We start from the raw sequence: 26,004 nt of genomic DNA, 5'->3' as shown, positions 1-26,004 counted from the left end.
CGGCGGTACTTCGGGCACCACACCACGTGCAGTCCCAAGTCGTACACACCGCCGCAGTACCGGCGAACCTTCCGCGTCACAGTCACCACGATCACCATAGAGGTGACACACATCTAGCCAGCTGGGTTCAACGTGCAGATCCGCGCGCAGAGTTGAGGTCAGAACAGCCCAGAGAACTGATTCCCCCCACACGTAGACGCGCGGGTCCCCTCGCTAGATGGCAGATGGAGGCGTGGGCACTCGTTCCGTCATCCGGTGCCGGCGCAAGGCACGTGCCTGACGTGCGTGCCCGAAAGATGGCGCGCCAAGCGGTCAGACGCTCCCGCCGACGATGAGGCTACGCGCGGCGTCGAGGATGGAGTGGTCGGCTGGGCGGGAGCGCCACCCGAGGAGCTTTTCGGCTTTGGTCGCGTCGAGGTGGTCCTTGCGACCCAGCAGGGGCGCGATCTGAGCCATCACCGGGTTGGCTCGGGCACCCAACCGCACGACGAGGTCGGGGACCCTGCGGGTGGGGACCTTGGCGGCGTCGTCCCCGAGGCCGTTGCGCAGCAGTTCGGCTATGTCGCGCAGCCACAGGAACTCCCCGGCGCCCAGGAAACGTTCTCCGGCCGCCTCTGGAGCGATCATGGCCCGGACGTGCAGATCCGCGAGGTCACGGACATCGACGATGTTCCAGCCGATGTTGGGGACAGCGGACATCTTGCCCGCCAACAGCTGCCGCACCACGTCGACTGAGGAGCCCTCGCTGATCTGCCCCAGGACCGGCCCCTGGATGAAGGCCGGCAGGACGGTCGTCAGCTCCAGCGCGACGCCGCTCGTACCGACAAACGTCCAGGCGTCGCGCTCCGCCAGGGTCTTCGAGCGGGCATAGAGGTCTGCGGGCTTGTCGGTCGGGCTGGCCCAGACGGTTTCGTCCGCCACGACGCCGTCGTCATCCGGCAGTGCGGCCACGGCCGACGACGTGAGCACGACGCGCCGGACGCCGGCCTTGTCGGCTGCGCCGAGGACATGGCGAACACCTACGCGGGCGGTACGGACGAGATCCTGCGAGCGGTCGGTCCCCAGCGGGGAGGCGACGTGCTGAACGAAGTCGACACCCTCCATCGCGGCGTCCCAGCCCTCATCGGACAGGAGGTCGGCCCGAACGAACGAGAGCTTCACAGGGTCGACCCGCTCAGCGACAGCCTGCCGGACACGGTCGGCGCGAGCGAGGTCACGGACAGTGGTCCGGACTCGATAGCCGCGTACCAGCAAGTCGGCGATGATCCACGTCGCCAGGTACCCGCTGCCGCCCGTGACCAGCACACAAGAGGGCTGACGCCCACCGATTCCATCGCTCACCCGCATCACATCCTCCAGAAAGTCATTGAAATATTCATTGATTTGCAGACAGTACCATGGCCTCGTGAGGGATTCAGAACGCACCGTCGACCAGGACCGAAGCGATGACGTCGAGGAGACGGTCAGACTCCTACGGCTTTTCACCGAGGTCGCGGACACGACCACGGCGGTGGTCGGCGACGTACTGACGGAATTCGACCTGACCGTGTCGTCCAGCGGACTCCTTTGGGCGCTCGATCCGCATGGGCCGCCCCTCACCATGCGAGACCTGGCCACCCGTCTGAACTGCGACCCGTCGACCGTCAGCCTGGCTGCCGACAAGCTTCAGGCGGCTGGTCTGATCGAACGGCGTCCCCATCCGACCGACGGCCGAAAGCGCACCCTCGCTCTCACCGAGCAGGGTCATGACGTCTGGACCGCGCTCAGCCGCCGCCTCTTTGAGACGTCCACACTCGCCGCACTCGACCCCACAGAGCGCCGAACCCTCAACGCCCTGCTCATGAAGGCGAAACTGCGCTGACAAGTCCTGCGTCCCGGGCGCGGCCTGACGGTAAGGAATCCACCCGCGTGCCGTGCGGGTCACCTCGGACGATCACCGAGGCAAAAGTCCCGTCACATGGGCCGGCGCGTCAGCGCCGAGCCGACGAAAGTGGGTGAGTAACCGGCGCGGACGGCGCCACAACCTCGCAGGCTTCGGCTGCGGCACCTGCCGGGGCATCACGGTCACCCCAGGGGCACTCTACGAAGTCCTCGGCCGGCGCCGGCGGTAGGCGGAGCAGCGGCCAGTCGCAGCCCGCGGAGCCCGGACTCGCGGCGAGCGGCGCTCCGCTCGCCGCGAGGGCAGTCGATGACTACTTGTCGGACCAGTTGTCGGACTACTTGCCGAGTTCTGCGCGCTGGCCTTCGATCCTCAGCGCGAGGTCACTGCGCTCCCTGCGGGCCGCGTCCGCCTCCTCGCGCACCTTGTCGAGACGGTCCTCGAGCTGAGCGACCCGCTCGCGGCAGCGTTCGAGCTCAGCACGCACGAACTCGGCGTCAGCAACCTGCTGCGCGGTCTCCTTGCGGATCTTCTCCTTCTCCTTTTCGAACCGCTGCTTGGCGTCGTCGAGCTCGGCGATTGCCATCTCGGCGGCCTCTTCCGCCAGCGCGGTGCGCTGTTCGGCGGCCAGAGTCCGCTGAGCCGAAGCCTTGGTCACGGTCTCGATGCGCGCCTCGGCCGCAGCTGAGTCCGTGATGATGGCCAGCTCTTCGATGTAGACAGGCAGGTCCCTGGCCAGCTGCGACATGAGTGCAATGAGATCGTCGCGGCCTCCAGACCCGTCCTGCACGGCTTCCGCCGCCTCCTCGACCTGGGGAGAGCCCGAGTCAGGCGCCTGGACTTCGGCCGGAGCCATGGTCAACTCAACGGGGGGGCTGAACAATGGCCGCCGCCTTGACCGCCTTCTTGGCCTCGGATGCCTGGCGCTTCTCCTCCTTGCGCTGCTGCCTCTTGGCGCGGAACTTACGGAAGGCGCCCAGCGCGTTGTGCTCGGGATGAGCGCAATAGCGCGGAGCCGGCGCACCGGGCGTCGGCGCTACAGGCAGATTGGTGCACTCCGGGTAAGCGCAGACCGGAAGCGTCTCAACAGTCATCTTCTTGCCTTTCCAAGGATATTCAGGGTCTTCCAGGCCGAACCGGTAGCCGGCGCAGATTGCGCCGACCGGTCGCACACGGGGATTTACCGATCACGCTAGATGCGGACGGGCCCTTGCGGGCTTCATGCGGGGTGGTCGTCAGCAATCGGTAAGGTCGCACTTCCGGCCCGGAGTTGCGATGGGTTCCCCAGCGGGCGCACTGCCCGCTCGAGTCGCGGCGGTACCGGTGGCCGGCAACGAACTGCCAAGCGGACGTGTTCGCCACGGCGTACTCCGCACGGCCTATTCCGCCCATGGCGCCGACTTCGCGCACGCGCCGCCGAAGGACTGAGCAAGGGTCCTGGACTGCGCCCTTGGCGTCGTTGTGGCGGCCCCTCCCAAGGCCGACCACCAGAGTGCTCTCGTGCACCGTTCTCCACATGGCCGGCTCAACACCAACGCGCTGGACCGGACGACTGGGTGTAGCGATGGCGATTGTCCGAGGCGATCCTCGCCAGTTCCTCGCCAGTCCCTTGCCGGCGACGGAGCCAGGACCACAACGCGTCGCGGACCGGTGGCCGAGGGCGCGGAAATCCCATCGCGTCCCGTGCGAGCGGGCCGTTAGCCTCCACCTGAGCATGGCGAGGTACGTGACCGCGAAAGGGGCCAGACATGGAGACCGAGCGTGGGCGGACCAGCCGTCTGGGCTTGCTGCTCGATCAGTTCGACTGCGCCAGGGAGAAGGCCGAGGTACGGCTGGCGGGACTGGGCGACGAGGAGTATCTCTGGGAGCCGGTGCCCGGTTGCTGGTCGATCCGGCGCCGGGCCGAGGCGGCGACACCGAGGGCGTTCGGGCCCGGCGACTGGGTTCTCGATCAAGGCGCCCCGGACATCCCGGCAGGCGAGTACGCGGAGGTCGCCCGGCAGGCCGCCGGCGGTATGACCGTCGCCAAGATCGCCGACGACTGGGGAGTGAGCGTCGAGCGGGTCGAGCAGGTCCTCGGCCACACCGGCCCGCCGGAGCCCGACGAGACCCCGGTCACCACCATCGCATGGCGGCTGGGGCACCTGCACTCCTGTTTCGCCGGCGGATGGGAGTGGGCCTTCGGTGAACGGCGGCAGGAGCCGAAGGTGCTGGTCGACTTCACCCCCTCCGCCGCTTTGGCGGTCGAGCGGTTCTGGGCGCTGATGGACCGGTGGCGTGACAGCGTCGCCACCGTGACCGACGAGCAGCTCGACACGATCGGCTTCTCGCAGTATCCATACGGCTCCGACCCCGACGATCCGTTCGTCGCCGTGCTGTGGGGGTCCAACCTCGAATTCATCCACCACATGGCCGAGATCGCGCTGCTTCGCGACCTCTGGCAGGCCCGCTTCACCACTCACGGATAGGCCCGGGCTCGCCGCGTCACGTCCGCCATGGCGCTTCCGATCCACAGGACGGTGAGTGTCCGAACCGGTCGGGCGAGCCTGCCAGTCGAGCTCACCGAGCAGCCAAGCCCCTGGTAGGGGGCTCTCGACGACGAAATCCCTCTCCACCAAAGGCTTTGCCCTCCCCCGGCGGTGTCTCGTGGGAGAACCCGGCCGGGGGGTCTCTTCACCGTCGCCCCGATCGCCTCATGAGCGACGGTCAAGATGCGGCCTCAGGTGGCGGCTTTGGGCAGGGCCACCTCGAAGCGGCAGCCGTTGGTGACGTTGTGTACGGTGGCGCGGCCCGCGTGGGCCTCGACGATGCCCCGGACGATCGCAAGGCCGAGGCCCGCGCCGCCGGGTGGTGTGCGCGCCGCGGTGCCACGCCAGCCGGTGTCGAAGACCCGGGGCAGATCCTGCTCGGGGATGCCGCCGCACCCGTCGGTCACCGAGACCACCACTGTGTCGTCCGCCCTGGGTTCCGCCGCGATGACGACGGTTCCGTCCATCGGGGTGCGGTGCAGGGCGTTGGTGAGCAGGTTGTACAGGACGCGCGTCATCTCCTTGCCGTCCACCTCGATCGGCATATGTGCCACCTGGTCCCCGACGAGCCGTACTCCGAGCTTCTGCGCGAGTGCGTCGACACTGGCCAGCGCCTCGCCGACCAGGTCGTACGTCGAGATGCGGGTCGGCATCAACGAGAGTGCCCCCGCGTGGATACGGGACAGCTCGAAGAGCTCGCCGACCATGTTGTTCAGTCGCTCCGTCTCCGTCCGGATCTGGCGGTAGTACCGATCGGGATCGGGGGCGACGCCGTCCTCGAGTGCCTCCGCCATCGCCCGTACGCCGGCCAGTGGGGTCCGTAGATCGTGGGAGATCCACGCGACGAGTTCTCGCCGGGAGGTCTCCAGCGCCCGCTCACGTTCACGTGACTCGTTCAACTTGGCACTGGTGATGGCCAGTTCCCTGCTCAGAGCTTCCAGTTCTGCGGTTCCGGCCTCGGCCGGCGCCGCGAACGTGCCGCCTTCGCCGAAGGATCGGGCCGCCTGGGTCAACGCCTGGCTCCGGGCGACCACCCATCTGCCCAGGAGAAGGGTCACGGCGAAGGAGACGACAGCTGCCGTGGCCACGACCATGGTGACCACGAACAGGTCGTGCTCCGACAGGAACATCGCCCAGGCGACACTGAGTGTTCCGGCCAGCATCGTTGTCACCGCGACGGCCGCGACGACAGCCAGGGAGACCGCCGTCGAGCGATGTCGTACCGAACGCAGGACCCCGGCCCCCAGCGCACCGGCCACGAGCGCGCCGCCGAGAGCGTAGAGGATGATCAGAATGATGTCGCGGACCACGGTCAGTTTCCCTCCGCAGCGGAATCGAAGCGGTAGCCCACTCCCCAGACGGTCTGGATCAGCTGAGGGTGCGCAGGATCCTTCTCGATCTTGGAACGAAGGCGTCGCGCGTGAACCGTGACGGTGGACAGGTCGCCGAACTCCCAGCCCCATACCTCTTGCAGGAGCCGCTCCCGGGTGATCGCCTGCCCCCGGTTGCGCATGAGGTGCACGAGCAGATCGAACTCCCTCAGCGTGAGGGGAATTTCCTCGCCGTCCCGGACGACCCGGCGGGCGGCGGGATCGACCACCAGGTCCGCGGCGGTGAGCAGACCGGTGGTGGGCGCGACCGCGACGGCGGCCCGGCGACGAAGCACGGCCCGCGCCCTCAGTGCGAGTTCGCGTGGGCTGAAAGGCTTGGTGACGTAGTCGTCAGCGCCGACTTCCAGGCCCAGGACCCGGTCCTCCTCCTCGCCCCGTGCCGTGAGCATGATGACGGCGGGGGCCGGTGGGTTCCGGTTCAAGGCGCGGCACACGTCGATGCCGTCCATGCCCGGCAGCATGAGGTCAAGGATCACCAGATCGGGACGTGTGCCGGCGACGCACGCCAGGGCCTCGGGTCCGTCAGCGGCGTTGTCGACGAGCAGGCCGGCATGCCTCAGATAGCCGGTGACGACTTCTGTGACGGTCGGGTCGTCATCGACGACGAGGACCCGATGTGGAGGTTCAGGTTGCATAGCGCAAGCCTCGCATGTCCGTCCGCCCGCTTCAGCGCCTGCCCTCGCAAGGCGCGGCCAGGGTTCCGGCGAGGTGTCGTCACTGTGGACCGGCGGCCACACGGACACCGAGGGCTCTTCCGGTATGCGAAGAAGTGACATGTGGAGTTGGCGGTGGCCGAGTTTCCGCGCCCCTGGTGAGCAGCAGAGCCGCGATCCTGGCCCCGCTCGGCGACAAGGATCCGGCATGGGCGCAGCACGCATCGCCTCGGACGATCTCCGGTGCTACAGCCCAGTCATGTCGTCCAACGCGTCAACGGTGGGCCTGCAATGAGGAGAACGATGACGGGCGCCGAAGGCGCCGGTCATCGGCATCGCCGTCCCGTGCAGAACGGCGTACTTTCCCGAGATCATCCAAGGCGCCGAGCAGTCCGTCGAACAGCTCGGGCTTGGCCTGGTCCTGTCCCTTCACTCGGGCGGACGATCAGGTCGTCACCACGCCGGATCAGTCACCATCCACGGCTGGTGATCAGGAATCCTGCGGTGGCCGGCAAACGACGTCACCCGCCGTGAAGCGGGGCGATGAGGTCACTCGGGCAGGACCGGCGCGTCAGCGCGGTGTGGCACGCAACCCTCCGAGCAGCGTGGCCAGGTAGCGTTCGGCGGTGGCGAGACGGTCGGCTCGGCCGGGGCTGTGGACCTGCACGGCGTAGGCGACGCCGCACATCAGCGGGACCAGGTCGGCAGAGGCAAAGTCGGGTCGGATGGTCCCTGCCGCGCGGGCCCGGTCCAGCAGTGTGTTGCCCACGGAGCTCAGCGACTGTTTCAGTTCCGTGGTGCGCGGCAAGGTGTCGGACGCCGCGGCTGCGACGGTGGACAGGGAAGGATCGCTGACCTGCGCTTCCACGGTGCGCAGGAGGAAACCCTCCAGCGCTCGCCAGGGGTCCGTGTCGGACAGCGCCTGCTCGCCGTGGGCGACGAGGGCCTCCAGGGATGGGGTGGCGACCGTCTCCAGCAACGCTTCGGCTGTGGGAAAGTGCCGGTAGACGGTGCCGACCCCGAGCCCGACACGGCGGGCGACGTCGTTGAGCTGCAACGGCGTTCCCTCGTCGACCAGGTCACGGGCGACGGCGACGATCCGTTGCCAGTTGCGGGCAGCATCCTTGCGCAGCGGCGTGGTCGTCATGTGGGCAGTCTAATTGCGTCGGTGAGTCATCACGTGGCCCTGCCTTCGGCCATGGGCAAGCGCTCCAGGTGACGCGCCTGCTGCGCCGGCCGACTGGTGACCGCGGCCCCTCAGTGCCGGTCCTGCTGCCGGCCGAGGAAGTCCGTGATCAGCCCCAGCCACTCCTTCGGCTGCTCCACGAAGGGCAGATGCCCGGTGCCCAGCTCGGCGATTTCCGCTCCGGGGACGGCCGCGGCCAGCTGGTGCTGGAGGGTGGCCGGGATCAGGGAGTCGGCGGCGGTGACGATGACCAGGGTCGGCACGGTGATCGCGGCGAGGTCTTCGCGCACGTCGGCACGGCGGACCAGGTCGACCTGAGCACCGGTGCCCGCAGGGATGACTGCTGCAGTGTGCTCGGCGGCGGCACGTACCTGAGCGGGAGCGAGGGAGTTCAGCACCGGCGCGCTCAAGGCCAGCAGGGTCAGGTACTGGGCGAGCAGGACGTGCTGTCCGGACTCGTGGAGCGCGTGCCAGATGTCGGTTGCCAGCTCGGTTCGGGTGTCCACATGGGCGAAGGTGGCACTCAGCACGAGAGAGGTGACGCGGTCCGGGTGACGGACGGCGGTGCGGGCGGCGACCGGGCCGCCCAAGGAGTACCCGGAGACGGCGAACGTGTCGAGGCCTTCGGCGTCTGCCGCCGCGACAAGCTGGTCCACCAGCACATCGAGGTCCAGGGGTGCCTCCGTGGCCGGGGTTTCCCCCGAGCCCGGGTAGTCGACCCCGACGACTGTGTGCTGCGCGGCGAGCCCGTCCATGATCGATCCGTAGTTGGCCTCGATGCCGCCGCCCGCACCATGGGCGAGGAGGAGGCCGGGACCGGAGCCGCGGACGGTACGGGCATAGGAGATGGGAGCTGCATCGGTCATGGCTTTGTCCTTGAGTGCTTGATTGGCTGCGTGAGCTCGGCCGGCCACCGACCGGCCGGAGCGATCGGCACTAATGGGTGGGCGCGTGGCGTCGAGGCGAGGCCGTGTCCCGGGACCTGGCGGAGAAGCCGTGCGGGCGTCTGCGCGACGGTCACCCCATGTCCTCCGTGGCGGCTTCGCCCTTCCGGGCGGAGGGGGATCCGTGGCTCCGGCGGAACGGGGCAGAAGGGGGTATCCATCTCAACGTCTGTCTGGCTCAGCCAGGCTTCCAGGGGTGCCTCGTGTTCAGCTGAGCCGGTGTGCGGCCCGGTCGATGCGAGTCGCCACGCGGAACGGCACGATCGTGCGCGTGCGGGCAGTGAGGGCGACACCCGTCCTACCGATCAGCTCCGCATCGCAGGCGGCGACGTCCGAGGCGCCCGCCCGGCCCAGTCGCGCGGCCACGTCATACGCACCGATGTTGGTCGGAACGGACGCACCAGCGCCCCACGCCCGCCGTAGCTGCCGTCGTGGCCAAGGCTTCCCAGCTTCATGAATCACGACCCCATTCAGCGATTCGGATAGTTCATCCGCTTCCTATGGCTGGATCGTAGCACGCATCCGGATTACCTATCCGGTTTGGTTCGGGGCGGTCCACGGCGGCCAGACACGAAGGGCAGGCATGAAGGCCAGGCAGCAACTGGCGGCGGCGAATCCGACGAACCGCCGATGAGGTCGGGCGCCGTAAGAGTTCCGTCATCCGGATCCGGGACGCGGAGCCGCTGCGCTGCCGTTGAATCGATCACGGCATCAACTGACGTGACCCTGGAGGCAGACATGCGTGTACGACGAAGGCCGAGTAGGCGAGCGATCACCGCCGCACTGCTCCTCGGCCTGACGGTGGCAGCAGCGGCCCTCTACTGGTTCCAGCCATGGAAGCTGTGGACCGACGAGACCGTACGGGAGGCGCTGCCCGCCGCGGTCACCCCGGCGGCGGGCGAGGCTGCCTCGGGCACCAAAAGCGGCGGGCTACGAACGCTCGCCCAAGGCCAGTTGATCAGCCACGAACACTCCACCCGGGGCACCGTACGCGTCCTCGAACTGCCCGACGGATCCCGGACGTTGCGCCTGGAAGGCCTGGACACCAGCAACGGGCCCGCACTGCACGTCTGGATCACCGATGCCCCGGTCAAGGAAGGCGCGGGCGGGTGGCGGGTGTTCGACGACGGGACTCACGTCGACCTCGGCAAACTCAAGGGCAACAAGGGCGACCAGAACTACGCACTGCCTGCGTCGGTCGACCTCGACAAGCTCAACAGCGTCTCGGTCTGGTGCGAGCGCTTCAACGTGTCCTTCGGGGCGGCACAGCTGCGTCCCGCAGGTTGACCGGGACGAATTGGCGCTGGACAGCGGGACGTTGACTACCCAACTTCCCGGGTCGAGTGGGCAGGCATGCCGAACGGCAGTGGGGGACCTTCAGGCGGCTGCCGCGAGGGTGTCCGGGACCACCCCGGTGCGGCGGAGTAGCGGAGAGCCGCACCCAGGGCACAGCCGATGCCCGGTGCCATACTCCGCGTCCACAACCAGCCTCAGCCGAGGCGTCCCTGCCCATACAAGCACCGTACGCATGGTGTCAGGTGGCGCCCACTCCACTGCTTCGGGCCCATCCGGGGTTGAGGAATTGACGACTGTGGGAGCTCTGTGCGGCGCTGCTGCTCGGGCGTCCGAGAAGGGCATGGGTGTTACCAGGGGGGCGTCCCCCGGGCCGCCAAGGACCTGGGACGCCCCCCTCTGTCACGGCCCGGTCGTAACTCGGTGTGCAGGACACGGGGAATGGCCTGCCGAGCCGCCGCACGTGCCGGGATCAACGCGCCCAGTGCGGCGATCGCGCCCCCCGCCAGTGCCGGCAACATCATGGTCCCGGGGTGCCACACGTCCAGCATCCGTGCCGGGAAGGTTAGTTGGGTGGGGTGCTCGGTTTTCGGGATCACCACGTGGTAGGCCGAGACTCCGATTGGCAGCACCAAGCTCCTGCCGACGAGCCCACGCCCCGGCCGCGAGTTCCTGGAGAGCGTGCCTTCGCACGGCTGAAAACCTGGCGACTGCTCCGGCGGGCCAGATGCTCCACCCGCCGCATCGGCACCATCGTCCAGGCTGTTCACACCCTCCTGACCTGTACGTCTTCAGGATAGAAGAGATTCAGTGCTCGCACAGGGAGAATTCTCGTTCGTAGAGCTGCTCGTTGTGTTCGTTGACGAAGAACTTACGTTCCTGCATGAGTTGTTCGCGGTAGTTCTTGGCCTGTTCGAGCGTCATGGTCGAGGAGTCGGACCATGGTTGTTGTGGTGGCACATCGGATGTCGAGACGATCTCTTCCGACGGGTCGACCAGGAAGAACGCGAGAATTTTGCGATGTCCCGGGCGGGTGTGGTCGATGAGGCGGAATGAGCCGACGCGGTGTTGCAGGATGTTCGGGAATGCCAGGCAGCGGCCCGCTGGGGTCGATGCCGATCCCAGCACCTGGTTCAGTGCGTCTTCGTCCTCCAGACCATAGACCTCACGCAGACCGTTGTCGTCGCTCTGTTCGTAGTGCGGGTCGTCGAGTGCCGCCCGAAAGCTCAGCCGGCTTTCGGTGATGTTTTCGCTGTCCCAGTAGTAGATGCCGGTCGAGACGATCCGCTCGTTCAACATCCCCTCGACATGCCAGGAACCGCCCGTGTACTCGGGCTTGTCCGGGGTGAGATGAATGGTGGCGAGCTTGACGATGACCTGGAGACGTCGACCGCGCAGGTCGACTCGGGCGGTTTCATCGGGCAACTCGGGCGGGGTGAAGGCCGGGGCGTCCGGGATGGCCGGGCGGCGGTTTTCCCACCAGTCGTCCTGAGCCTCGTCCCATGCACGGACGGCTTCTGCGTAGGCCTCATCATCACTGTAGGAGGACTTGTCCGGATACTCCGGCTCCGAGTCGTACCATCCGAAAGGATCGGCCTCGATCCGCAGGGGCCGCGGATGGTGCAGATCGGTGAGCACGTTCTCCAGCAGAGGGCGCAAGCGCGCGAACAAGTCTGGTAGGACGGAGGCTAGTTCGCGATGGGTCTCGGGGTGGACGTTGTTGACGTACGAACGGAAGGCGACATCGCCGTCGTCACTGACGTCGACGTCCGTGGGCAGCCACTGGAATTTCTCCGAGAATTCGTACCTCGAGTAGCGGTCCGTCGGGTTCTGCCAAGCCCGCTCGGGCGCGCCACTCACCTCTCTCACCAGGCAGAACAGTGAGGGATGAACCAGATCCAGTACCCGGCCGTCGGATCCGGGATGCCAGTCCTGTGCTGCTTCGGGGACCTGTTCCAGAACCCGAACCGCCTCGCGCAGCCGGGATCTGAGTTTGTCGTCGACCAGTGTGTCCGACTGCCACACCCCGTCGACGGCGGACACCTCGGCGCCGGTTCGTCCGTCCCGCAGCGCGGCGTAATGCACAAGTTCGGCAAGCACGTAACGAACCTGCGCTTCGGTGAGGCCTTGGGCGACCGCTTCTTGCGTCCACCTGCCGACGATGTCGGCGTCGTTCATCTTGTCGAACCACCCGGGCTTCGCCCGAATGTGTGAGCTGCACTGCATCATCTGAAGTTCCCGCAGCGTTCGGGGTGTCGCGAACGATATGGAACGGGAAGCATGAAAGGGCAGCGGGAAAGCAGGCAGGCCAGTCAATTCTCTTGGTCCCCCCAGTCGGTGTGCGGTGGTTGGAAGGATACTTCAGCAGACTGACACCACAGCCGTGGCCCCTGTCATCGCTGGTCCGGGAGCCAGGGCTCCAACGTGGTCGTGTGATGCCTCGTCTGACCACAGTCCAGACTCACGAACGATCGCGCCGTTCTCCCTCATTCGCGGCAGGTGGTAGTACACGGCGGCTGAACTGAGCAGTTCCATCCGCTCGCCGATCCCCCTCTGCGATACGGGACATGTCGAAGCTCATTTGTCGCGGCATCCTTGCAAGCTCCTCCTTGATCGCGTCATCCAGCTCCATGCGACACGGCGCCACTCGCTGCCTCCAGTATTCAGAGCGCCGCGCCACGCTCCAGTCCGAATGGAGCAGCGCACATGCTTCATGCACGCTTCAATGGCAGATCGAGTCCTGGTGCCCGTCACCATTCTTGACGCGTGGTATAGCTCATGGATATCCCAACTTGCGTCAGCCATGTCCTGCTGCCTGCCATCGTTTGCCATTACGTGGCGCCGCATTCGGTCGATCGCGCTTTGAAGCTGGTTGTAGAGGTCTCTGCGCATAACCCATCGCAAATTGGAGAATTCAGTATCTGCCTGGAGTTGCGCCAACTCCAACGCACGTTGATGGGCTGCGTCAGCCAACTCCATCGCACGCTGATGGGTTCCGTCAGCCAGCTCCAGGGCACTCCGATGCGACGCTTGCGCAACTTCCAAAGCTGTACGATGACTTGCTTCGGCCTGGGCAAGTGCGGTGCGGTGGCTCGCTTCAGCCTGAGCCTGACCAGCGCGATGATTCGCCTCTGCCTGCTCCAGGGCGGTGCGCATCTGCCAGCGCGCAACGACGACGGTAACTGGGATTCCCGCGAGGGCGCAGAGCGCCGCAATGCCAGCCAGGTCCATAGAACCCATGATGCCTGGCAGGAGGCTCTTGAACGCACCGAATCGAGATCCGCTGGACGTCCTGGCCAACTGCAGGTTGTGACCGCGCTTCCGTGATGGCTACGAACGCTGACGGAGTTGTGTCGGCTTTGCGCGGCGACAGAAGCCGTCACGCAGACGGGACCGGCGTCTCCGGCGGGGCGGGAAATGGCCTCCAGCGTCAACGCGTGCTCGGACGACCCACCATGTTTCGCCTGGCAACTGCTCCCCCTGGAACTGAGGTTCGGCTCGGGCCAGACCTGCTGGCGGCGGCTGGAGCGGTGGCCGCAGCGGCCGTGCGAGCCATCATCGGTGCCCCGGTCACGGAAACGCCGTGACCGGGGCCCCAGGATCAGCTACCGCGGAAGGTGCCGAACGCCGCTAGTTCCGGTACCGGAACACGATCCGGCCGCGCGTCAGGTCGTACGGCGGGAGCTCCACCAACACCCTGTCTTCCAGCATGATCTTGATGTAGTTCTTGCGGATCTTCCCGCTGATGTGCGCGAGCACTCGGTGGCCGTTCTCGAGCTCCACGGTGAACATGGCGCTGCGCAGGCACTCGACGACCTTGCCCTCGACTTCGATGACGTTCTTGTTCTTCGTCATCGCACCAGCTCCAGGTTGCTGCTCATCGGCCGGGCGCCGATGCCCTCGAACAGCACCGAGGCTGCTTGGTTGGACTCGTGGACTTCGGTCCAGGCCGCGGCGGACCCGGAGCGGTGCAGCGTCCCCAGCGCGTGGGCCAGCAGCGCCCGCGCGATACCGCGGCGCTGCTCGTCGGCCCGGACCGCGACCAGCCCGATGCGCGGCCGGTTCCTCGTCACCACCCGGATCAGACCCAGGTATCGGTCCGGCGCCGCGGCCACCGCGTACGTCGACGGGTCGACGATGGTGTCGCCTTCGGGGCGGGGAATCACCTCCGCGGGCATCGACTGCCACCCGACGGTCGCGTCGACTTCGTCACGGATCGCGCGGTCCACCGCCCGCAACAGGCTCTCGTCCGCCTGACCGGCGGGCACGATCGTCACGCCCGAAGGCGGCAGTACTGCTTCGAGCCCTGTGACCCGCGGGTCGGTCGGCACGACGTACTCCCACTCGCGGCGCCGGATCGTGAAACCGGCCCGCCGCCAGCCGGCCGTCAGCTCGACGTCGGCTTCGTCGACCACCGTGTGCAGCGGCACTGGCAGGACCGCCAGCATCGCCTCGGCGAGCCGGTCGAAGGCGGCGTCGTGCCAGGCGTCGATGCTGACGAACAAGCGTCCGTCGGGCCGGTGCTCCGCATGCCCGCGGCCGACCACCAGGTCGTCATCCAGTGCATGCCATTGCCTGTCCGCGACGCGCGTGATCATCACCGCGTTCTCGCTCAGGCCAGATATGAAAGGCTTCGTGTTCATCGGAGTCTCATTCCAGGAGTGCCTCGATCTCAGGCGCTCCTGGCGACACCGAATGTCAGCCGCCGGACCGTGACGGGTTGAGGGAGCGCCCATGGGTAACTGTGTTCACGGGTCTCACCTCCATACGACGACTTCACGGTCCACAACGAAAGTAGCAGCGGGGCGCCGCCTCGCTCAAACCCTTTCCTGCGAGCGCGTGACGCGACCTTGATCCGGTGTTCATGAGGCGTCTCCAGCAGCTGAGCTGCAAGCCAACGAGAGGACGGAGTCGGGGAGTTCGTTGACGTGGGCGGGGTCGTGATGACGTGCAGCGGAGCGCCGTAGCCCCCGCGGATCAGGTGGTCTGCTGCGCCTCTTCCGCCGGTCGACCGGTGACGGACCGGTCGCGGCTCCTCCCTTTCGCGCGCACGTGGGAGCCGTCCGCGCACACAGGGGTCCAGTCGAGCTCGCCAGCCGCGTTGAGCTGGGCGAGCAGGATGCACACCGTTCGAGCTGCACGACCGGAACGCGCCGGTGAACGCGCTGACCCACCCCTACCAGACCGCGGACGGCCAGTGGTTCATGCTGGCCACCTCACGCCGGCAGTGGCCGGGACCGGCGCGGGCCATCGGGCACCCCGACCTGGTCGATGATCCCCGTTTCGCCGACCTCGAAGCCATGGCCGAGAACGCCGCCGCGCTGAGCGAGCTGCTCGACCCCGAGTTCCGCTCCCGGCCCTTGGCCCACTGGAAGGACGCCCTGGCTCGGGAACGCATCACCTACAGCCTCATCCGGACACCGGAGGAGGCCGCGCGGGACCCGCAGCTGCGCGGGAACGACATCGTCGTGCCTCTGGAAGGAGTCAGCGGGCCGGAGTACACCATCAGCAGCCCGGTCAATCCGAGGGGTGCCGAAGATCCCGGCCGAGCGGGCGCCGGACCTGGGCGAGCACAACGACGAGATCCTCGTCGAGCTGGGATTCGGCCCCGCCGAGATCGCCGGGCTGCGTGCCGAGGGAGCGGTCCCCGGCACGACGCAAGCGGAAGCGGCGTGATGGGCTCGGCACGGAACGGCCGTACCGCCTTGGTCCTGACAACGGGCCGAGCGCATGGCCCGGTGGTGGGCGACTGCGAACATCACGACAGCCGCGCGCCCGGCACGGCTGTCTCAGAACACCGTCCGTATCTCGCCCACCTCCCGTCCTCCGCCCAGCAGGGGCAGGCGTCCGACGCGGTTGATCACTGGTGCCGTCACGCCGAGCAAACCAAGTGCGCGTGCCAGGACCGGCCCGAGGGCCCGGGCGCTGCCGTCCTCGATCTTGAGGGCCAGCGCACGGCCGTCGGGCAGAGCGACCGCCTGGACCGCTTCCGCTCCCACCTTCGACAGCAGGCCCGGTACCTCCCGCATGAGCCAGGTGTCGTGGCGGCGGGTGCCGGCGACGTACTCGGGGTGGGCGCGCATGGCATCGGCAACCTGCCGCTCGGGCGTGCCGGGCACGGCGAGGACGAAGGAACGGAAGGCGCGCGCGAGGCCGCACAGGCTGATCGCCATCAGCGGCGCCCCGCAGCCATCCGTGCCGATGGCGGCCACGGGCTCGCCGGCCGCCTCCTCCACCACTGTCCGGATGAGCCGCTGCAGCGGATGGTCCGCGTCGAGGTAGGACTCCAGCGGCCAGCCCCGCAGTGCGGACGCCGCCAGCATCGCCGTGTGCTTGCCGGAGCAGTTCATGGCCACCCGGTCGCGACCCGCGCCCACTGTCAGGTAGGCCTCCTGCTCCTCCTGGTCCAGGGGGAGGGCGGGCGGACACTGCAGGTGCTTCGGGCTCAGCCCGTGCTCGTCGAGCATCGTGCGCACCAGGTCACGGTGGAAGGCCTCGCCGGAGTGGCTGGCGGCCGCCAAGGCCAGCCGTTCGCCCGCGAGTTCCAGGCCTGCCCGCAGCACGCCCGCCGCCTGCATCGGTTTGTTGGAAGAACGCGGAAAGACGGGGGACGTCACATCACCGAGTGCCAGTTCCACCGAGCCGTCCGGGCCCAACAGCACCAGGCTGCCCCGGTGGCGCCCCTCGACGAAACCGGAGCGGACGACCTCGGCCAGGACCGGGTTGGTGACGGTGGCGGCAACGGCTGCGGCGGGCTGGGGCATGACTGGTGACCTTCCGGACGCGGACCGGACCGACCTGCCCGGCCGGCCGGAATTGCCGAAGCCACCGGTCCGGTGAGCAGTCGTTCCCGTGGGTTTGCACGCCACAGTACCGGCGGGGGATCTCTGCGCCGCGGCCGTCCCGCCGCGTCAGGTCTGCAGTCACGCAGGCGGGAACCCTGTCGTGGCGGGACTGATGGAACTGGTGGCACACCTTGCGTTTCTCACAGCAGGCCAGAGTTGGCCAAGCGCGGCCGTCGACTGTCCGGTATGCCCCCCTATTGCGGGTCATCACATGGGCACCGCTGATCGGCACCCGGCCGTCTCCGCCCGAGGAGGAGTCCCCGAGGTACTCGCCTTCGCGCAGCGGTCGGCTGCCCGGGATCGAGTCGGGCACGAGGCGCCGGGCTGGGCCCGCGTGGTGGGCGTCGACTGGACACGGACGCCGGGTCAACCGGTCCTTGGCAGGGTCCATGGGCGCTTCCTCGCCGTCGAGGGGCAGCGTGAGCCGGTCGCCGACGCGGGTACCGATCGGAACGTGGTCCGCCGCCTCCGTCCCGGGCGCGCGATGCAGGACGACGCTGGGCACCGACTCGCCCTCGACGGTCACCTCGTCGTGCCCACGTGTCCAGAGGGATCGCGATCGCACCGACGTGGTCGTCGGCAGCGACGCTCTCGGGGAGTGCCTGTTACTCGGGTCCGTTCTCATCCTCCGCATACTGCTGGGCGTCGGGAGCTGCGACAGGCATGCCACCAACCACTGATTGGCCCTCGATCCGGAACGGGGCGCCAGGGAGACTGGGGACCTGATGCCGTACGTGGAGGAGTTGTGATGCAGGTAGCCGTGGTCACCTTCGACGGGTTCAACGAGCTCGACAGCTTTATCGCTTCCGCGCTGATCAACCGTTGCCGCAAGGACGGTCTGGAAGCGTTCATCACGACGCCGACGCCGGTGATCACGTCGATGAACGGTGTCGAGGTGACCGGGCAGCGCCCGATGGAGTTCGCGTCCGAAGCCGACGTCGTGCTGATCGGCAGCGGAGTGAAGACACGCGACGTGGTCGCCGACGACCGGCTGATCTCCAGGCTGCCGCTGGACCCTTCGCGACAGCTGATCGGTGCGCAGTGCTCCGGCGCGCTGGTACTCGCCCGGCTCGGGTTGCTCAATGGCATGCCGGCTTGCACGGACATGAAGAGCCGGCCCTTTGTCGAGGCCTGCGACGTCACCGTGCTGGACGCGCCGTTCCACGCCGAGGGGAACATCGCTACGGCGGGCGGTTGCCTGGCGTCCCAGTATCTCGCCACGTGGGTGATCACCCGAACGCTCGGGAAGGACGCCGCGCGCGGTGTCATCGACTATGTGGCTCCGGTCGGTGAAAACCAGGAGACGGTCGAGCGCGCCATGCGTGCCGTCCACGCGGGCGAGGTTGCACTGCACTGACGCACCGCGATCACCCTTTCAGGGCCGCCCGGAGTCGTGGCGACGGCTTCTGAACGCACATGAGCGCCCGCTGACGTCCCCTCCCGACGATCGCCTGTGGCAGCGGGGCACGGTGGCCTCGCGCGACCCCAGCCTGTTGCGTTGCTCCAGAGGGGTCACCGGCGTCATCACACGCAGCAACTCCGCCACGAGATGAGCGCAGCCACCACCCCGCCCGGTGACACTGAGGCTCGCGCGCCGCGCCGCCGTCATCACCTGGTCGCATGCATTCATGATGACGCGGACGTAGGCCGCAGCAGGGCCCTGCGCCGTGGAGGAGCGAAATGTCTGCACATGCACCGACGGGACTTGAGACCATCCTCACGCGCGCCGACGGCGGGGTGCTGCACGCCACGTTCGACGCGCCGCCGATCAACCTCATCGGCCCGGAGCTGGTGCGGGACCTGGTGGAGTTGATGCGGATCCTGGACACCACGTCCGAGTTCGGGGCCGTGGTGTTCGACAGCGCAGATCCGGACTTCTTCATGCCTCATGTGGATCTGACAAAGGTAGCGGAATACACCGCGGAGGCCGCGAAGGCCGGCGGTCCCGGGGATGCATCACTCGGCATGCTGTTCCAGCGACTGAGCCGGCTACCGGTGGTCACGATCGGCAAACTGCGTGGCCGGGCACGAGGAGCGGGCAGCGAGTTCCTGCTCGCCTGCGACGTACGCTTCGCCTCGCGTGAGCGCGCCGTCCTGAGCCAGCCCGAGGTGGGTTTCGGCGCTTCGCCCGGCGCCGGCGGTGTCCAACGGCTGGCCCGACTGATGGGAGCAGGTCGCGCCCTCGAGGTACTGCTCAGCGCGGATGACTACTGCGCCGAGCTTGCCGAGCGGTACGGCTGGATCAACCGAGCGGTTCCCGACGCCGAACTCGATGCCTTCGTCGACCGCTTCGCCCACCGCGTCGTGCGCTTCCCGGCCGACGCCGTCACCTCGATCAAGTCCGCCGTCGCGCGCGCGACCGCGCCCGCCGACGATGAACTCCGTGCCGCCGCGGTCCTCTTCCAGCACTTCGTGCGCGAGGGAGCAGTGGGCCCGCGCACAGCGCTGCTGTTCGAGCGCGGACTCCAGACGCGCGGCGCGACGGAGCTCGGTCTCGGCGAGGTGTTGGCCACCCTTCCCTCTGACCGCTCGCACAGCAGGACGTAGGGCCGAGTGCCCGCGGTCGGAGAGCCGGCCCGGGGCTGAGGTGCCGTTCCGGCGGACCCTGTCCCACGCGTCGCTCGTCCGGCTCCCGGTGCGAGCCGACACCGCAAGGACCGACCGCTGTTCCGAGGTGCGACCGCCTCGGGACCGCTTGCTGGATCGCGGGGCCTTCCGTTCACGGATTTCGGGCCCCGACCGGAAACCGTCCTGATCTGGCGCCGTGACCGAGCCACTGACGGTGACCTGGATGAAATCGTCGAAGCGGCCCGTGAGGTCCTCGCCGATCCGCTTCACCTTTGAGCCGAGCGGCTGCCCGTGACAGGACGCTGCACTCGAGCTCGTCGCGGACGGCCTTGGGGGTACGAGCCGCATTCCGCGGCTCACCAGCGAGGGGCACCGTCGGCGAGCTGGAGCTCGCCCCTGCCGAACGAGAAGTTCTCGTTCGGCACCGGAATCAACGCGACGAAAATGTCGTCGGGCGAGACACCGAGCGCCTCGACCACCAGCTTGTTGATGGCCGCAGCCACTGCCCGCTTGTCCTCCAGAGGCCGATGAGCTCCGAGGAGTACCGTGATGATCATCGCGTCGCTACTGCGCCGCATGCCCATGAATGTCGGGTCCAGGAACAGCTCGTTCTCGCCGTGCTCGCTGATCATGATGAAGCGGTCGCCCTCGGGAATGCCGAGTCCCTGCACCAGTGACTGGTTGAGGGCGTCGGCGAGTGCCCGCTTCTGTTCCGGAGAGAAGCGGTCGGCCGGTACATGGGCATTGAAAACAGGCATCAGATTCTCCTTCGAGAGCTGCGGTTCCGGTTCAGATGCAGGGGGTTCCGGGACGTCGGGACGACCGGGTGGGCAATGCTCAGTTGCTCAGCTCTTCGGCCCCCATCAAGAGGTGCTCCTCGATGAGCGCCACGGTGCGGGCAGGGGTTTCCATCGGGGGTAGGTGGGCCGCACCGTCGAGGACGTGGCTGCGCACGTCGGTGTACTGGGGAACGATTTGGTCCTTGGCCACAGCAGCGCTCAGAACAGGATCGTGCCGGCCGGTGAACACCACGACGGGCCGCTGATAGCCCTTGACCTCGCTGGACACATCTTCCTGGGTCCAGGTCCGAAGATAGGCCCGCATGGGCGCAGGTGCGACCGTCCTGCGGGACACCTCGTTCATGCGGCGGACAAATCCTGCTCCCAGGCGACCGCCGGTCACTGCTGAGATGACCGTGGCCAGCGCGTCGCGATCGTCCGTGGCCGCCTCGAACAGCCTCGAGCCTTCCGCGTCGAGCGGGAAGGCGCGGCTAGGTACCGCGCACAACAGCACCAGGCTGCTCAGGCGATCACGGGCTTCCGGCCGCCCGGAGATCCACTGCGCGGCTTGGCCGCCCATGGAGTGACCGACCAGGTGGAACTCGTCCCATCCCAGCGCGTCGGCGACGTCGACGAGATCCCGCCCCATTTCCGGGACGGAGAAGTCACCTGCCAGCCCCCGGGACCGCCCGTACCCGCGGAAGTCGGGAAAGGCCCACGTGAACCGCTCGGTATCGAGGAAGGGAATCATGCCGTCATAGCCTTCATGGCCGGCGAGCCATGAGTGGGCCCAGATGACCTTCGTCGCTCCGCCGCCCACTGTGTTGTATCCGAGAGTCATGTGAGGTTTCTTTTCCTCGGGTCGAGAGCAAGAATTCGACGAATCAGGATGCGGACGGGTTTCCGGCGGTGGAGAACGGCGCAGCGCTCTCTGCCTGGACGGGTGACTCAGGAGGCCGCCGAGGGGAAGATCTCGAGGCCCTCGATCACGTCACGCCCCTTGGCGGTGTCCGCGTACAGGCGCGCCTCAGTGATCAGTCCGTCGACCACGGTGAACATCAAGCAGTGTTCGTTCTCCATGGTGCGGCCGTTCTTCGCCTTCGCCCTGGCCCGGACGGGGACCACGACGTGCGACCCGGCATCGAGGACGGTGTGCGCATCGTAGTCGAAGTACTCGTAGTAATGATCGAAAAGGTCCTGATAGAAAGCGGTGAACCCTTCCCTGCCGTGGAATGTCCCGCCATAAGGAAGAGACGTGGGGAAGTGGAATATCACGTCGGGCGACATCAGTGCCACGAGATCGGATGAATCGTTGTTCTCGAATCCAGAATAGGCTCGCCGACAAGCATTCACGATCGCCTGGTTGTGCGACATGCTTCCTCCATGGTCAGAGTTGAAGCGGTTATGTGAAGGACACCGTTCCGGCCTGTACCGAAGCGTCTCCGGAGGTGCTCGAAAGGACTGGAGGGTACGGCGACGGATCCTGAGCTGTGATGCCTGCACGGCGGCCTCAGAAAGCCGGTCAACCCTCTACCTGTAGTCAGACCCGGCGCCCCTGGCCCAGCGGGCCTCTGACCTAAGTGTCCATCCGGAACCCAGGTCCGTCAAGGCTGGGTTCCGAAAAGAAACCTTGGAGTACTCTGAGGTCATGGAGTGGCGAGAACTCGACTTGGACAACTGCAGCGTCGCCGCGACCCTGGACCTGGTCGGCGAGCGATGGAACCTGCTCATCCTGCGTGAGGTCTTCGCGGGACTTCACCGCTTCGACGAGATCATCGACCACCTCGGGATCTCTCGTCGCGTCCTGACAGAACGGCTTCAGCAGCTCAGCGGCGCCGGCCTGCTGGAAAGCCGGAACTACCAGGAACCCGGACAGCGCTCCCGCCGGGAGTACCACCTGACACCGCGTGCACATGACCTGCAGAGGGTTCTCGCGGCGCTCCTACAGTACGGAGACACCCACCTCGGGGACACGGCCCGCGCGCCCGTGCTGCTGCAGCACGCCGGTTGCGGCGGTCATGTGCAGGTTGAGCTGCGCTGTTCCTGCGGGCACGAGGTTGCCGGCTCCGAAGTCGAGCCGACCCCGGGCCCCGGTGCCGTCTGGATGTCCCGCTGACGGGCGAGGAGGTGCTCGTGATCACCCGCTGCTGTTCCTCCGCGGAACAGGCTTTGGCTCCCGGCTCCCGGCTCTGATAAGAAGTGACAGATAGATGCTTCTTTCGCTACCCAGATGGCCCGCAGCCGTGGGGATGTGATTCGAATGAGCTGGTCGGCCACGGTTCGCTACGGCATGGAGCCTGCACCGGAGGGACTTGGCTTCGCGCAGGACCTCATGAACACCATCTCCGCAGGCAAGCCGCGCACAGGAGACCTGCTTGCAGACCCTGACGAGGCTCGTACCTGGCTCGCCCAGGCACTGGCGCAGTGGAGCCGGTCCACCGGAGCCCCTGCAGCAGGGTTCGAGCTCGACCCGGACGGCCACGAGGATCTTCGCGCCTTCCGTGACGATCTGCGCCGCGCGGCGGAACACGGTGGCACTGACGCGCTTCCCTCGCTGCACACCGCAGCGGTCGCGCTGCAGCTGGGCGGGAACGGGCAGGTGCACTTGGAGCCCCGCGGCACCGGGTGGCGGCGAGTTGCAGCGCTCGCCCTGATCGAAGTCTTCCAAGCGCAGCGGGCGGGCACCTGGGAGCGCCTGAAAATTTGCCGCAACGAGCGGTGCGGGGTGGCGTTCTTCGACCGGTCACGCAACAACAGCGGCGTCTGGCACGACGTCAAGGTCTGCGGCAACGCAGCGAATCTGCGCGCCTACCGGGCACGGCAACGAGCACGGAGCGCAACGTGAGCACTGACTCTGCCGCACGACAGGTGAGCAGGACGGCCCAGTTGCCCTCGACAGGACCTCCCGGTTGACCCCTCGGCGGCGTCGCGGGGTCAAGCGCATTCCCCAGGACTGGCATGCACGGCTCAGCGACGCCCGGCAGAGGCACGCAGCGGCGTAGAGACCCGACATCCGTTTCATCCACTCGTACCCCCCCTTTGGGGAATCAACTGCGGCATCGCAGTGTTCGAAAGAAGCAAAGTACATACGCCCATGTCGTGCGTGGATGGACAGGGCGGCGACACCGCTCCTCCGTCCTCTCCCCGCACGAGCCACTCCTCCGGCCATGGGCGTACTCGGCGCAGCGCCGTCCCCATGCTGCCCTTCACCTGATGGAGAGTCTCCGATGATCATTGATGCTGCGGAGCTGGATGCCACTCACGCCTACAAACTGCTGGTCGGAAGCATCATTCCGCGCGCCGTGGCCTGGGTCAGCACGGTGTCCGCCGAGGGCGTCGCCAACCTCGCGCCCATTTCCTTCTTCACCGCGGTCGGGCGGAAACCGCCCATGGTCTCGCTCACCCTGCAACCACAGGCGGACGGCGTCACGCTGAAGGACACCCTGGTCAATATCCGTGACACCGGCGAGTTCGTCACCAACCTGGTGACACTGCCGCAAGCACACGCCATGCACGATTCGGCGTTCGCGTACGACCGTGATGTCGACGAGTTCGAGGCACTGGGCCTGGGCAAGGAGCCGTCCCAAGTGGTGGGCGCGCCCCGCGTCAAGGGTGCGCCGATCTCGTTCGAGTGCGTGGTCGACCGGATCATCCCCGTCGGGGACGCGAGCGATCACGTGGTGTGGGGCCGCGTCGTGCGGTTCCACGTCAGAGACGACCTGTATCTGGAGCGTGGACGGATCGACACCGCCGCGCTGCCGGCCGTCGGCCGCCTCGCTGCCGAATACACCCTGGTCGACAACGTCTTCTTCACTCCCCTGGACGAGGAGTTGCTCGCCACCCGGCAGGGTCACAGGATGCAGCGCCTGGACGCGCGGCCCACCGACTGGTCGCCGATCGACACCAAGGAGTGGTCCCCCTCGGGTGCGACGTCCGCCCCGGACAAGCCGACTCAATGATGAGAACGGTACTCACCGCGGTGTTCGTCCACGGCCAGGATGACCCGTGTGTGGGACCGATTTCTCCGCGGAGCTGCATAAACAGCTGCATGGCGTGATCAACGCCATTCACTTCCACCGGGGTTGAGTCCGGTGTCACCTAGGAGGTTATGCATGGTCGAGCGCCAGGATGTTGAGTTCGAAGCAGACGGTGGTGTCACGCTGCGTGGTTGGCTCTTCCTTCCGGGCCGGCCGGGTCCGCACCCGGCGATCACGATGGCCCATGGCTACGCAGCGGTCAGGAACCACGGGCTCGAGCTTTTCGCCCGAGCCTTCGCCGAGGACGGTTTCGTCGTTCTGGTGCACGACCACCGCACATTCGGAGCCAGCGACGGCGAGCCGCGGCAGGACGTGGACCCCTGGCGGCAGATCGCCGACTGGCGGCGGGCCATCTCCTACCTGGAGAGCCGATCCGAGGTCGACGCCAACCGGATCGGCCTGTGGGGCACCAGCTACGCCGGCGGACACGCCGTCGTACTGGGCGCGACCGACCGTCGGCTGCGGGCCGTGGTCTCCCAGGTCCCGACCATCAGCGGATATGAGCAAGGACTGCGCCGCGTCGCTCCCGATGCCGTGGCAGCCCTCGAGGAGTCCTTCACCGAGGACGAACGGGCACGGTTCCGCGGTGAAGCTCCGGGCACGCTTGCCATCGTCAGCAGTGATCCCGCGGTGTCGGCGTCGTACCGGTCGCAGGACGCCATCGACTTCTACCTGCAGCCGAAGCCCGACGGTGTGTGGGAGAACAAGGTCACGGTCCGCTCCAGCCGCGCGGCCCGTATGTACGAGCCGGGAATCTGGATCACGAGGGTCTCCCCCACACCGCTGCTCATGGTGGTCGCTCTCGGCGACACGGTCACCGTCACCGACCTGGCGCTCGCCGCCTACGAACGTGCGCTGGAACCGAAGCGGCTGCAGCTGATCCCGGGCGGCCACTTCGACCCGTACGCCGCCCAGTTCGACCAGTCGTCCGCCGCCGCCCTCGCCTGGTTCCGTGAGCACCTCACCTGACGGCGAACACGCCCACGGGGGGGCACACCGTGCCGCCGCCCGGTCCAAGCGCGTACCGGCATTGACCCATCCAGCCGAATCACCGGCTCCCCGCAGGACCAGCCGACGGGAAGCGCGGAAGGAAACCAAGGTGAATGAACTGCTTACGGAGGCCATCGAAGCCCATGGCGGGATCGAACGCTGGCAGCAACTGGCCCAGGCTCAAGCCACCATTGTCAGCACCGGCGACCTGTTCGCCATCAAGAGCCTGCCGCAGGATCCCACGCCACGCACGATGACCGTCCGGCTCCATGAGGAGCACGCCTCGGTACAGCCCTTCGGGGCTCCCGACCAGAAGACCGACTTCACGCCCGGACGAGTAGGCATCGAAAAGCTCGACGGGCACGTGGTGGCCGAACGCAGCGGCCCTCGAACGTCATTCTCCGGACACACCCTGAAGACCCCCTGGGACCCGCTGGACCGCGCCTACTTCAACGGCTATGCGTTGTGGACCTACCTCACCACGCCCTTCCTGCTCGCCATGCCCGGCTTCACGGTCGCCGACATCGATCCATGGCGGGAAAAGGACGAGATCTGGCCAGGGCTGCGCGCCACCTTCCCACCCCAGATCGCCAGCCACAGCACCCACCAGGACTTCTACTTCGGGCACGACCGGCTCCTTCGGCGCCACGACTACCACGTAGACGTGGCCGGCGGGTTCGCCGCCGCGCAGTACGTCTACGACTACACAGAAGCGGACGGCATCGCGCTGCCCACCAAACGCCGGGCCTACCGCCGCAACACAGACGGTCGCCCGCTCGTGGACCAAGTCATGGTCTCGATCGACCTCAGTGACATCCACTTCAGCTGACAGGGCCTTCGGTCGGAGGCCTCCGTCTGCCAGCGGGCGCGGCGCCGGTGCCGGATGGCCCTTTTGTGGATCGGTCTCGGGA

Annotated in this window: 27 protein-coding genes and 2 pseudogenes; 14 read left to right on the top strand and 15 right to left on the bottom strand. The window is 67.4% G+C overall.

Features of this window, described 5'->3' with window-relative positions:
• Positions 1 to 312 precede the first annotated feature (312 nt).
• Positions 313 to 1,425 (bottom strand): NAD-dependent epimerase/dehydratase family protein, encoded by a 1,113-nt coding sequence (locus tag ACIRU3_RS42245; protein WP_404068737.1) that lies wholly within the window; start codon positions 1,423 to 1,425, stop codon positions 313 to 315.
• On the opposite strand from ACIRU3_RS42245, the gene ACIRU3_RS42240 reads away from it, so the two are divergent.
• Positions 1,406 to 1,861, top strand: a complete 456-nt coding sequence (locus ACIRU3_RS42240; protein ID WP_404068734.1) for a MarR family winged helix-turn-helix transcriptional regulator — start codon at positions 1,406 to 1,408, stop codon at positions 1,859 to 1,861. The genes ACIRU3_RS42245 and ACIRU3_RS42240 overlap by 20 nt on opposite strands.
• A 355-nt stretch (positions 1,862 to 2,216) precedes the next feature.
• Here the strand turns inward: ACIRU3_RS42240 and ACIRU3_RS42235 are convergent, their stop codons facing one another.
• Positions 2,217 to 2,735 (bottom strand): hypothetical protein, encoded by a 519-nt coding sequence (locus tag ACIRU3_RS42235; protein ID WP_404068731.1) that lies wholly within the window; start codon positions 2,733 to 2,735, stop codon positions 2,217 to 2,219.
• A gap of 7 nt (positions 2,736 to 2,742) precedes the next feature.
• Entirely contained in the window at positions 2,743 to 3,051 is a 309-nt protein-coding gene (locus ACIRU3_RS42230) for a hypothetical protein (protein WP_404068728.1), read from the bottom strand.
• A 576-nt stretch (positions 3,052 to 3,627) separates the two neighbouring features.
• Between ACIRU3_RS42230 and ACIRU3_RS42225 the strand changes: the two genes are divergently transcribed.
• Positions 3,628 to 4,347 carry a DinB family protein gene (locus ACIRU3_RS42225; protein WP_404068725.1) on the top strand — a complete coding sequence of 240 codons (720 nt, stop codon included), beginning with the start codon at positions 3,628 to 3,630 and terminating at the stop codon, positions 4,345 to 4,347.
• 251 nt (positions 4,348 to 4,598) lie between these two features.
• Here the strand turns inward: ACIRU3_RS42225 and ACIRU3_RS42220 are convergent, their stop codons facing one another.
• The 5 genes from ACIRU3_RS42220 to ACIRU3_RS42200 all read right to left on the bottom strand — a co-directional run bounded on the left by ACIRU3_RS42220 (position 4,599) and on the right by ACIRU3_RS42200 (position 8,947).
• On the bottom strand, positions 4,599 to 5,717 hold the full coding sequence (locus tag ACIRU3_RS42220) for a sensor histidine kinase (protein ID WP_404068722.1): 1,119 nt from the start codon (positions 5,715 to 5,717) through the stop codon (positions 4,599 to 4,601).
• A 2-nt stretch (positions 5,718 to 5,719) separates the two neighbouring features.
• Entirely contained in the window at positions 5,720 to 6,433 is a 714-nt protein-coding gene (locus ACIRU3_RS42215; RefSeq protein ID WP_404068719.1) for a response regulator, read from the bottom strand.
• A gap of 589 nt (positions 6,434 to 7,022) precedes the next feature.
• Positions 7,023 to 7,598 carry a TetR/AcrR family transcriptional regulator gene (locus ACIRU3_RS42210; protein ID WP_404068716.1) on the bottom strand — a complete coding sequence of 192 codons (576 nt, stop codon included), beginning with the start codon at positions 7,596 to 7,598 and terminating at the stop codon, positions 7,023 to 7,025.
• Between the two features lie 110 nt (positions 7,599 to 7,708).
• Complete coding sequence (locus tag ACIRU3_RS42205; protein ID WP_404068713.1) at positions 7,709 to 8,503, bottom strand: alpha/beta fold hydrolase; 795 nt, start codon at positions 8,501 to 8,503, stop codon at positions 7,709 to 7,711.
• A 285-nt stretch (positions 8,504 to 8,788) separates the two neighbouring features.
• Positions 8,789 to 8,947 carry a hypothetical protein gene (locus tag ACIRU3_RS42200; RefSeq protein ID WP_404068711.1) on the bottom strand — a complete coding sequence of 53 codons (159 nt, stop codon included), beginning with the start codon at positions 8,945 to 8,947 and terminating at the stop codon, positions 8,789 to 8,791.
• Positions 8,948 to 9,319: 372 nt separating this feature from the next.
• Here ACIRU3_RS42200 and ACIRU3_RS42195 point away from each other — a divergent pair, with 372 nt between their 5' ends.
• Positions 9,320 to 9,868: a DM13 domain-containing protein gene (locus ACIRU3_RS42195; protein WP_404068709.1), complete on the top strand. Its 549-nt coding sequence runs from the start codon at positions 9,320 to 9,322 to the stop codon at positions 9,866 to 9,868.
• A 665-nt stretch (positions 9,869 to 10,533) separates the two neighbouring features.
• Positions 10,534 to 10,674 (top strand): annotated as a pseudogene (locus ACIRU3_RS42190) (IS5/IS1182 family transposase); the annotation flags it as partial.
• A gap of 7 nt (positions 10,675 to 10,681) precedes the next feature.
• On the opposite strand, the gene ACIRU3_RS42185 reads toward ACIRU3_RS42190, so the two are convergent.
• On the bottom strand, positions 10,682 to 12,190 hold the full coding sequence (locus ACIRU3_RS42185) for a DUF4246 domain-containing protein (RefSeq protein WP_404068706.1): 1,509 nt from the start codon (positions 12,188 to 12,190) through the stop codon (positions 10,682 to 10,684).
• Between the two features lie 462 nt (positions 12,191 to 12,652).
• On the opposite strand from ACIRU3_RS42185, the gene ACIRU3_RS42180 reads away from it, so the two are divergent.
• Positions 12,653 to 13,201, top strand: coding sequence for a hypothetical protein (locus tag ACIRU3_RS42180; protein WP_404068703.1), 549 nt, complete (start codon positions 12,653 to 12,655; stop codon positions 13,199 to 13,201).
• Between the two features lie 303 nt (positions 13,202 to 13,504).
• Here ACIRU3_RS42180 and infA read toward each other — a convergent pair whose 3' ends face one another.
• Positions 13,505 to 13,729, bottom strand: a complete 225-nt coding sequence (infA, locus tag ACIRU3_RS42175) for a translation initiation factor IF-1 (protein ID WP_188182509.1) — start codon at positions 13,727 to 13,729, stop codon at positions 13,505 to 13,507.
• Positions 13,726 to 14,517 carry a GNAT family N-acetyltransferase gene (locus tag ACIRU3_RS42170; protein ID WP_404068700.1) on the bottom strand — a complete coding sequence of 264 codons (792 nt, stop codon included), beginning with the start codon at positions 14,515 to 14,517 and terminating at the stop codon, positions 13,726 to 13,728. Before ACIRU3_RS42170 ends, infA begins: the two co-directional genes overlap by 4 nt.
• 561 nt (positions 14,518 to 15,078) lie before the next feature.
• On the opposite strand from ACIRU3_RS42170, the pseudogene ACIRU3_RS42165 reads away from it, so the two are divergent.
• Positions 15,079 to 15,333 (top strand): annotated as a pseudogene (locus ACIRU3_RS42165) (CoA transferase); the annotation flags it as partial.
• A gap of 70 nt (positions 15,334 to 15,403) precedes the next feature.
• The gene (locus ACIRU3_RS42160; RefSeq protein WP_404068697.1) at positions 15,404 to 15,550 is read left to right on the top strand and encodes a hypothetical protein; all 147 of its coding nucleotides are present in this window, start codon (positions 15,404 to 15,406) and stop codon (positions 15,548 to 15,550) included.
• 113 nt (positions 15,551 to 15,663) lie between these two features.
• On the opposite strand, the gene ACIRU3_RS42155 is transcribed toward ACIRU3_RS42160, so the two are convergent.
• Complete coding sequence (locus ACIRU3_RS42155; RefSeq protein WP_404068694.1) at positions 15,664 to 16,638, bottom strand: asparaginase; 975 nt, start codon at positions 16,636 to 16,638, stop codon at positions 15,664 to 15,666.
• Positions 16,639 to 17,467: 829 nt separating this feature from the next.
• Here ACIRU3_RS42155 and ACIRU3_RS42150 point away from each other — a divergent pair.
• Complete coding sequence (locus tag ACIRU3_RS42150; RefSeq protein WP_404068691.1) at positions 17,468 to 18,076, top strand: DJ-1/PfpI family protein; 609 nt, start codon at positions 17,468 to 17,470, stop codon at positions 18,074 to 18,076.
• 323 nt (positions 18,077 to 18,399) lie between these two features.
• Positions 18,400 to 19,266 (top strand): enoyl-CoA hydratase/isomerase family protein, encoded by an 867-nt coding sequence (locus ACIRU3_RS42145; RefSeq protein ID WP_404068688.1) that lies wholly within the window; start codon positions 18,400 to 18,402, stop codon positions 19,264 to 19,266.
• Positions 19,267 to 19,643: 377 nt separating this feature from the next.
• Here the strand turns inward: ACIRU3_RS42145 and ACIRU3_RS42140 are convergent, their stop codons facing one another.
• The 3 genes from ACIRU3_RS42140 to ACIRU3_RS42130 all read right to left on the bottom strand — a co-directional run bounded on the left by ACIRU3_RS42140 (position 19,644) and on the right by ACIRU3_RS42130 (position 21,440).
• On the bottom strand, positions 19,644 to 20,045 hold the full coding sequence (locus ACIRU3_RS42140; RefSeq protein WP_404068685.1) for a tautomerase family protein: 402 nt from the start codon (positions 20,043 to 20,045) through the stop codon (positions 19,644 to 19,646).
• Between the two features lie 79 nt (positions 20,046 to 20,124).
• Entirely contained in the window at positions 20,125 to 20,907 is a 783-nt protein-coding gene (locus tag ACIRU3_RS42135) for an alpha/beta fold hydrolase (protein WP_404068682.1), read from the bottom strand.
• Between the two features lie 107 nt (positions 20,908 to 21,014).
• Positions 21,015 to 21,440: a nuclear transport factor 2 family protein gene (locus tag ACIRU3_RS42130; RefSeq protein ID WP_404068680.1), complete on the bottom strand. Its 426-nt coding sequence runs from the start codon at positions 21,438 to 21,440 to the stop codon at positions 21,015 to 21,017.
• Between the two features lie 274 nt (positions 21,441 to 21,714).
• Here ACIRU3_RS42130 and ACIRU3_RS42125 point away from each other — a divergent pair, with 274 nt between their 5' ends.
• The 5 genes from ACIRU3_RS42125 (at position 21,715) to ACIRU3_RS42105 (ending at position 25,922) form a co-directional block, all read left to right on the top strand.
• Entirely contained in the window at positions 21,715 to 22,182 is a 468-nt protein-coding gene (locus tag ACIRU3_RS42125; RefSeq protein ID WP_404068677.1) for a winged helix-turn-helix transcriptional regulator, read from the top strand.
• A gap of 114 nt (positions 22,183 to 22,296) precedes the next feature.
• Positions 22,297 to 22,911, top strand: a complete 615-nt coding sequence (locus ACIRU3_RS42120; protein WP_404068675.1) for a CGNR zinc finger domain-containing protein — start codon at positions 22,297 to 22,299, stop codon at positions 22,909 to 22,911.
• 382 nt (positions 22,912 to 23,293) lie between these two features.
• Complete coding sequence (locus tag ACIRU3_RS42115) at positions 23,294 to 24,025, top strand: flavin reductase family protein (protein ID WP_404068672.1); 732 nt, start codon at positions 23,294 to 23,296, stop codon at positions 24,023 to 24,025.
• Between the two features lie 153 nt (positions 24,026 to 24,178).
• On the top strand, positions 24,179 to 25,072 hold the full coding sequence (locus tag ACIRU3_RS42110) for an alpha/beta hydrolase (RefSeq protein ID WP_404068669.1): 894 nt from the start codon (positions 24,179 to 24,181) through the stop codon (positions 25,070 to 25,072).
• A 130-nt stretch (positions 25,073 to 25,202) separates the two neighbouring features.
• Positions 25,203 to 25,922, top strand: coding sequence for a hypothetical protein (locus ACIRU3_RS42105; protein ID WP_404068666.1), 720 nt, complete (start codon positions 25,203 to 25,205; stop codon positions 25,920 to 25,922).
• Positions 25,923 to 26,004: the final 82 nt, after the last annotated feature.

This window comes from Streptomyces sp. NPDC101151 (assembly GCF_044768335.1).
Lineage (GTDB): Bacteria > Actinomycetota > Actinomycetes > Streptomycetales > Streptomycetaceae > Streptomyces.
The sequence above is the reverse complement of the archived record's forward strand: the minus strand, read 5'-3'. Positions and strand labels throughout refer to the sequence as shown.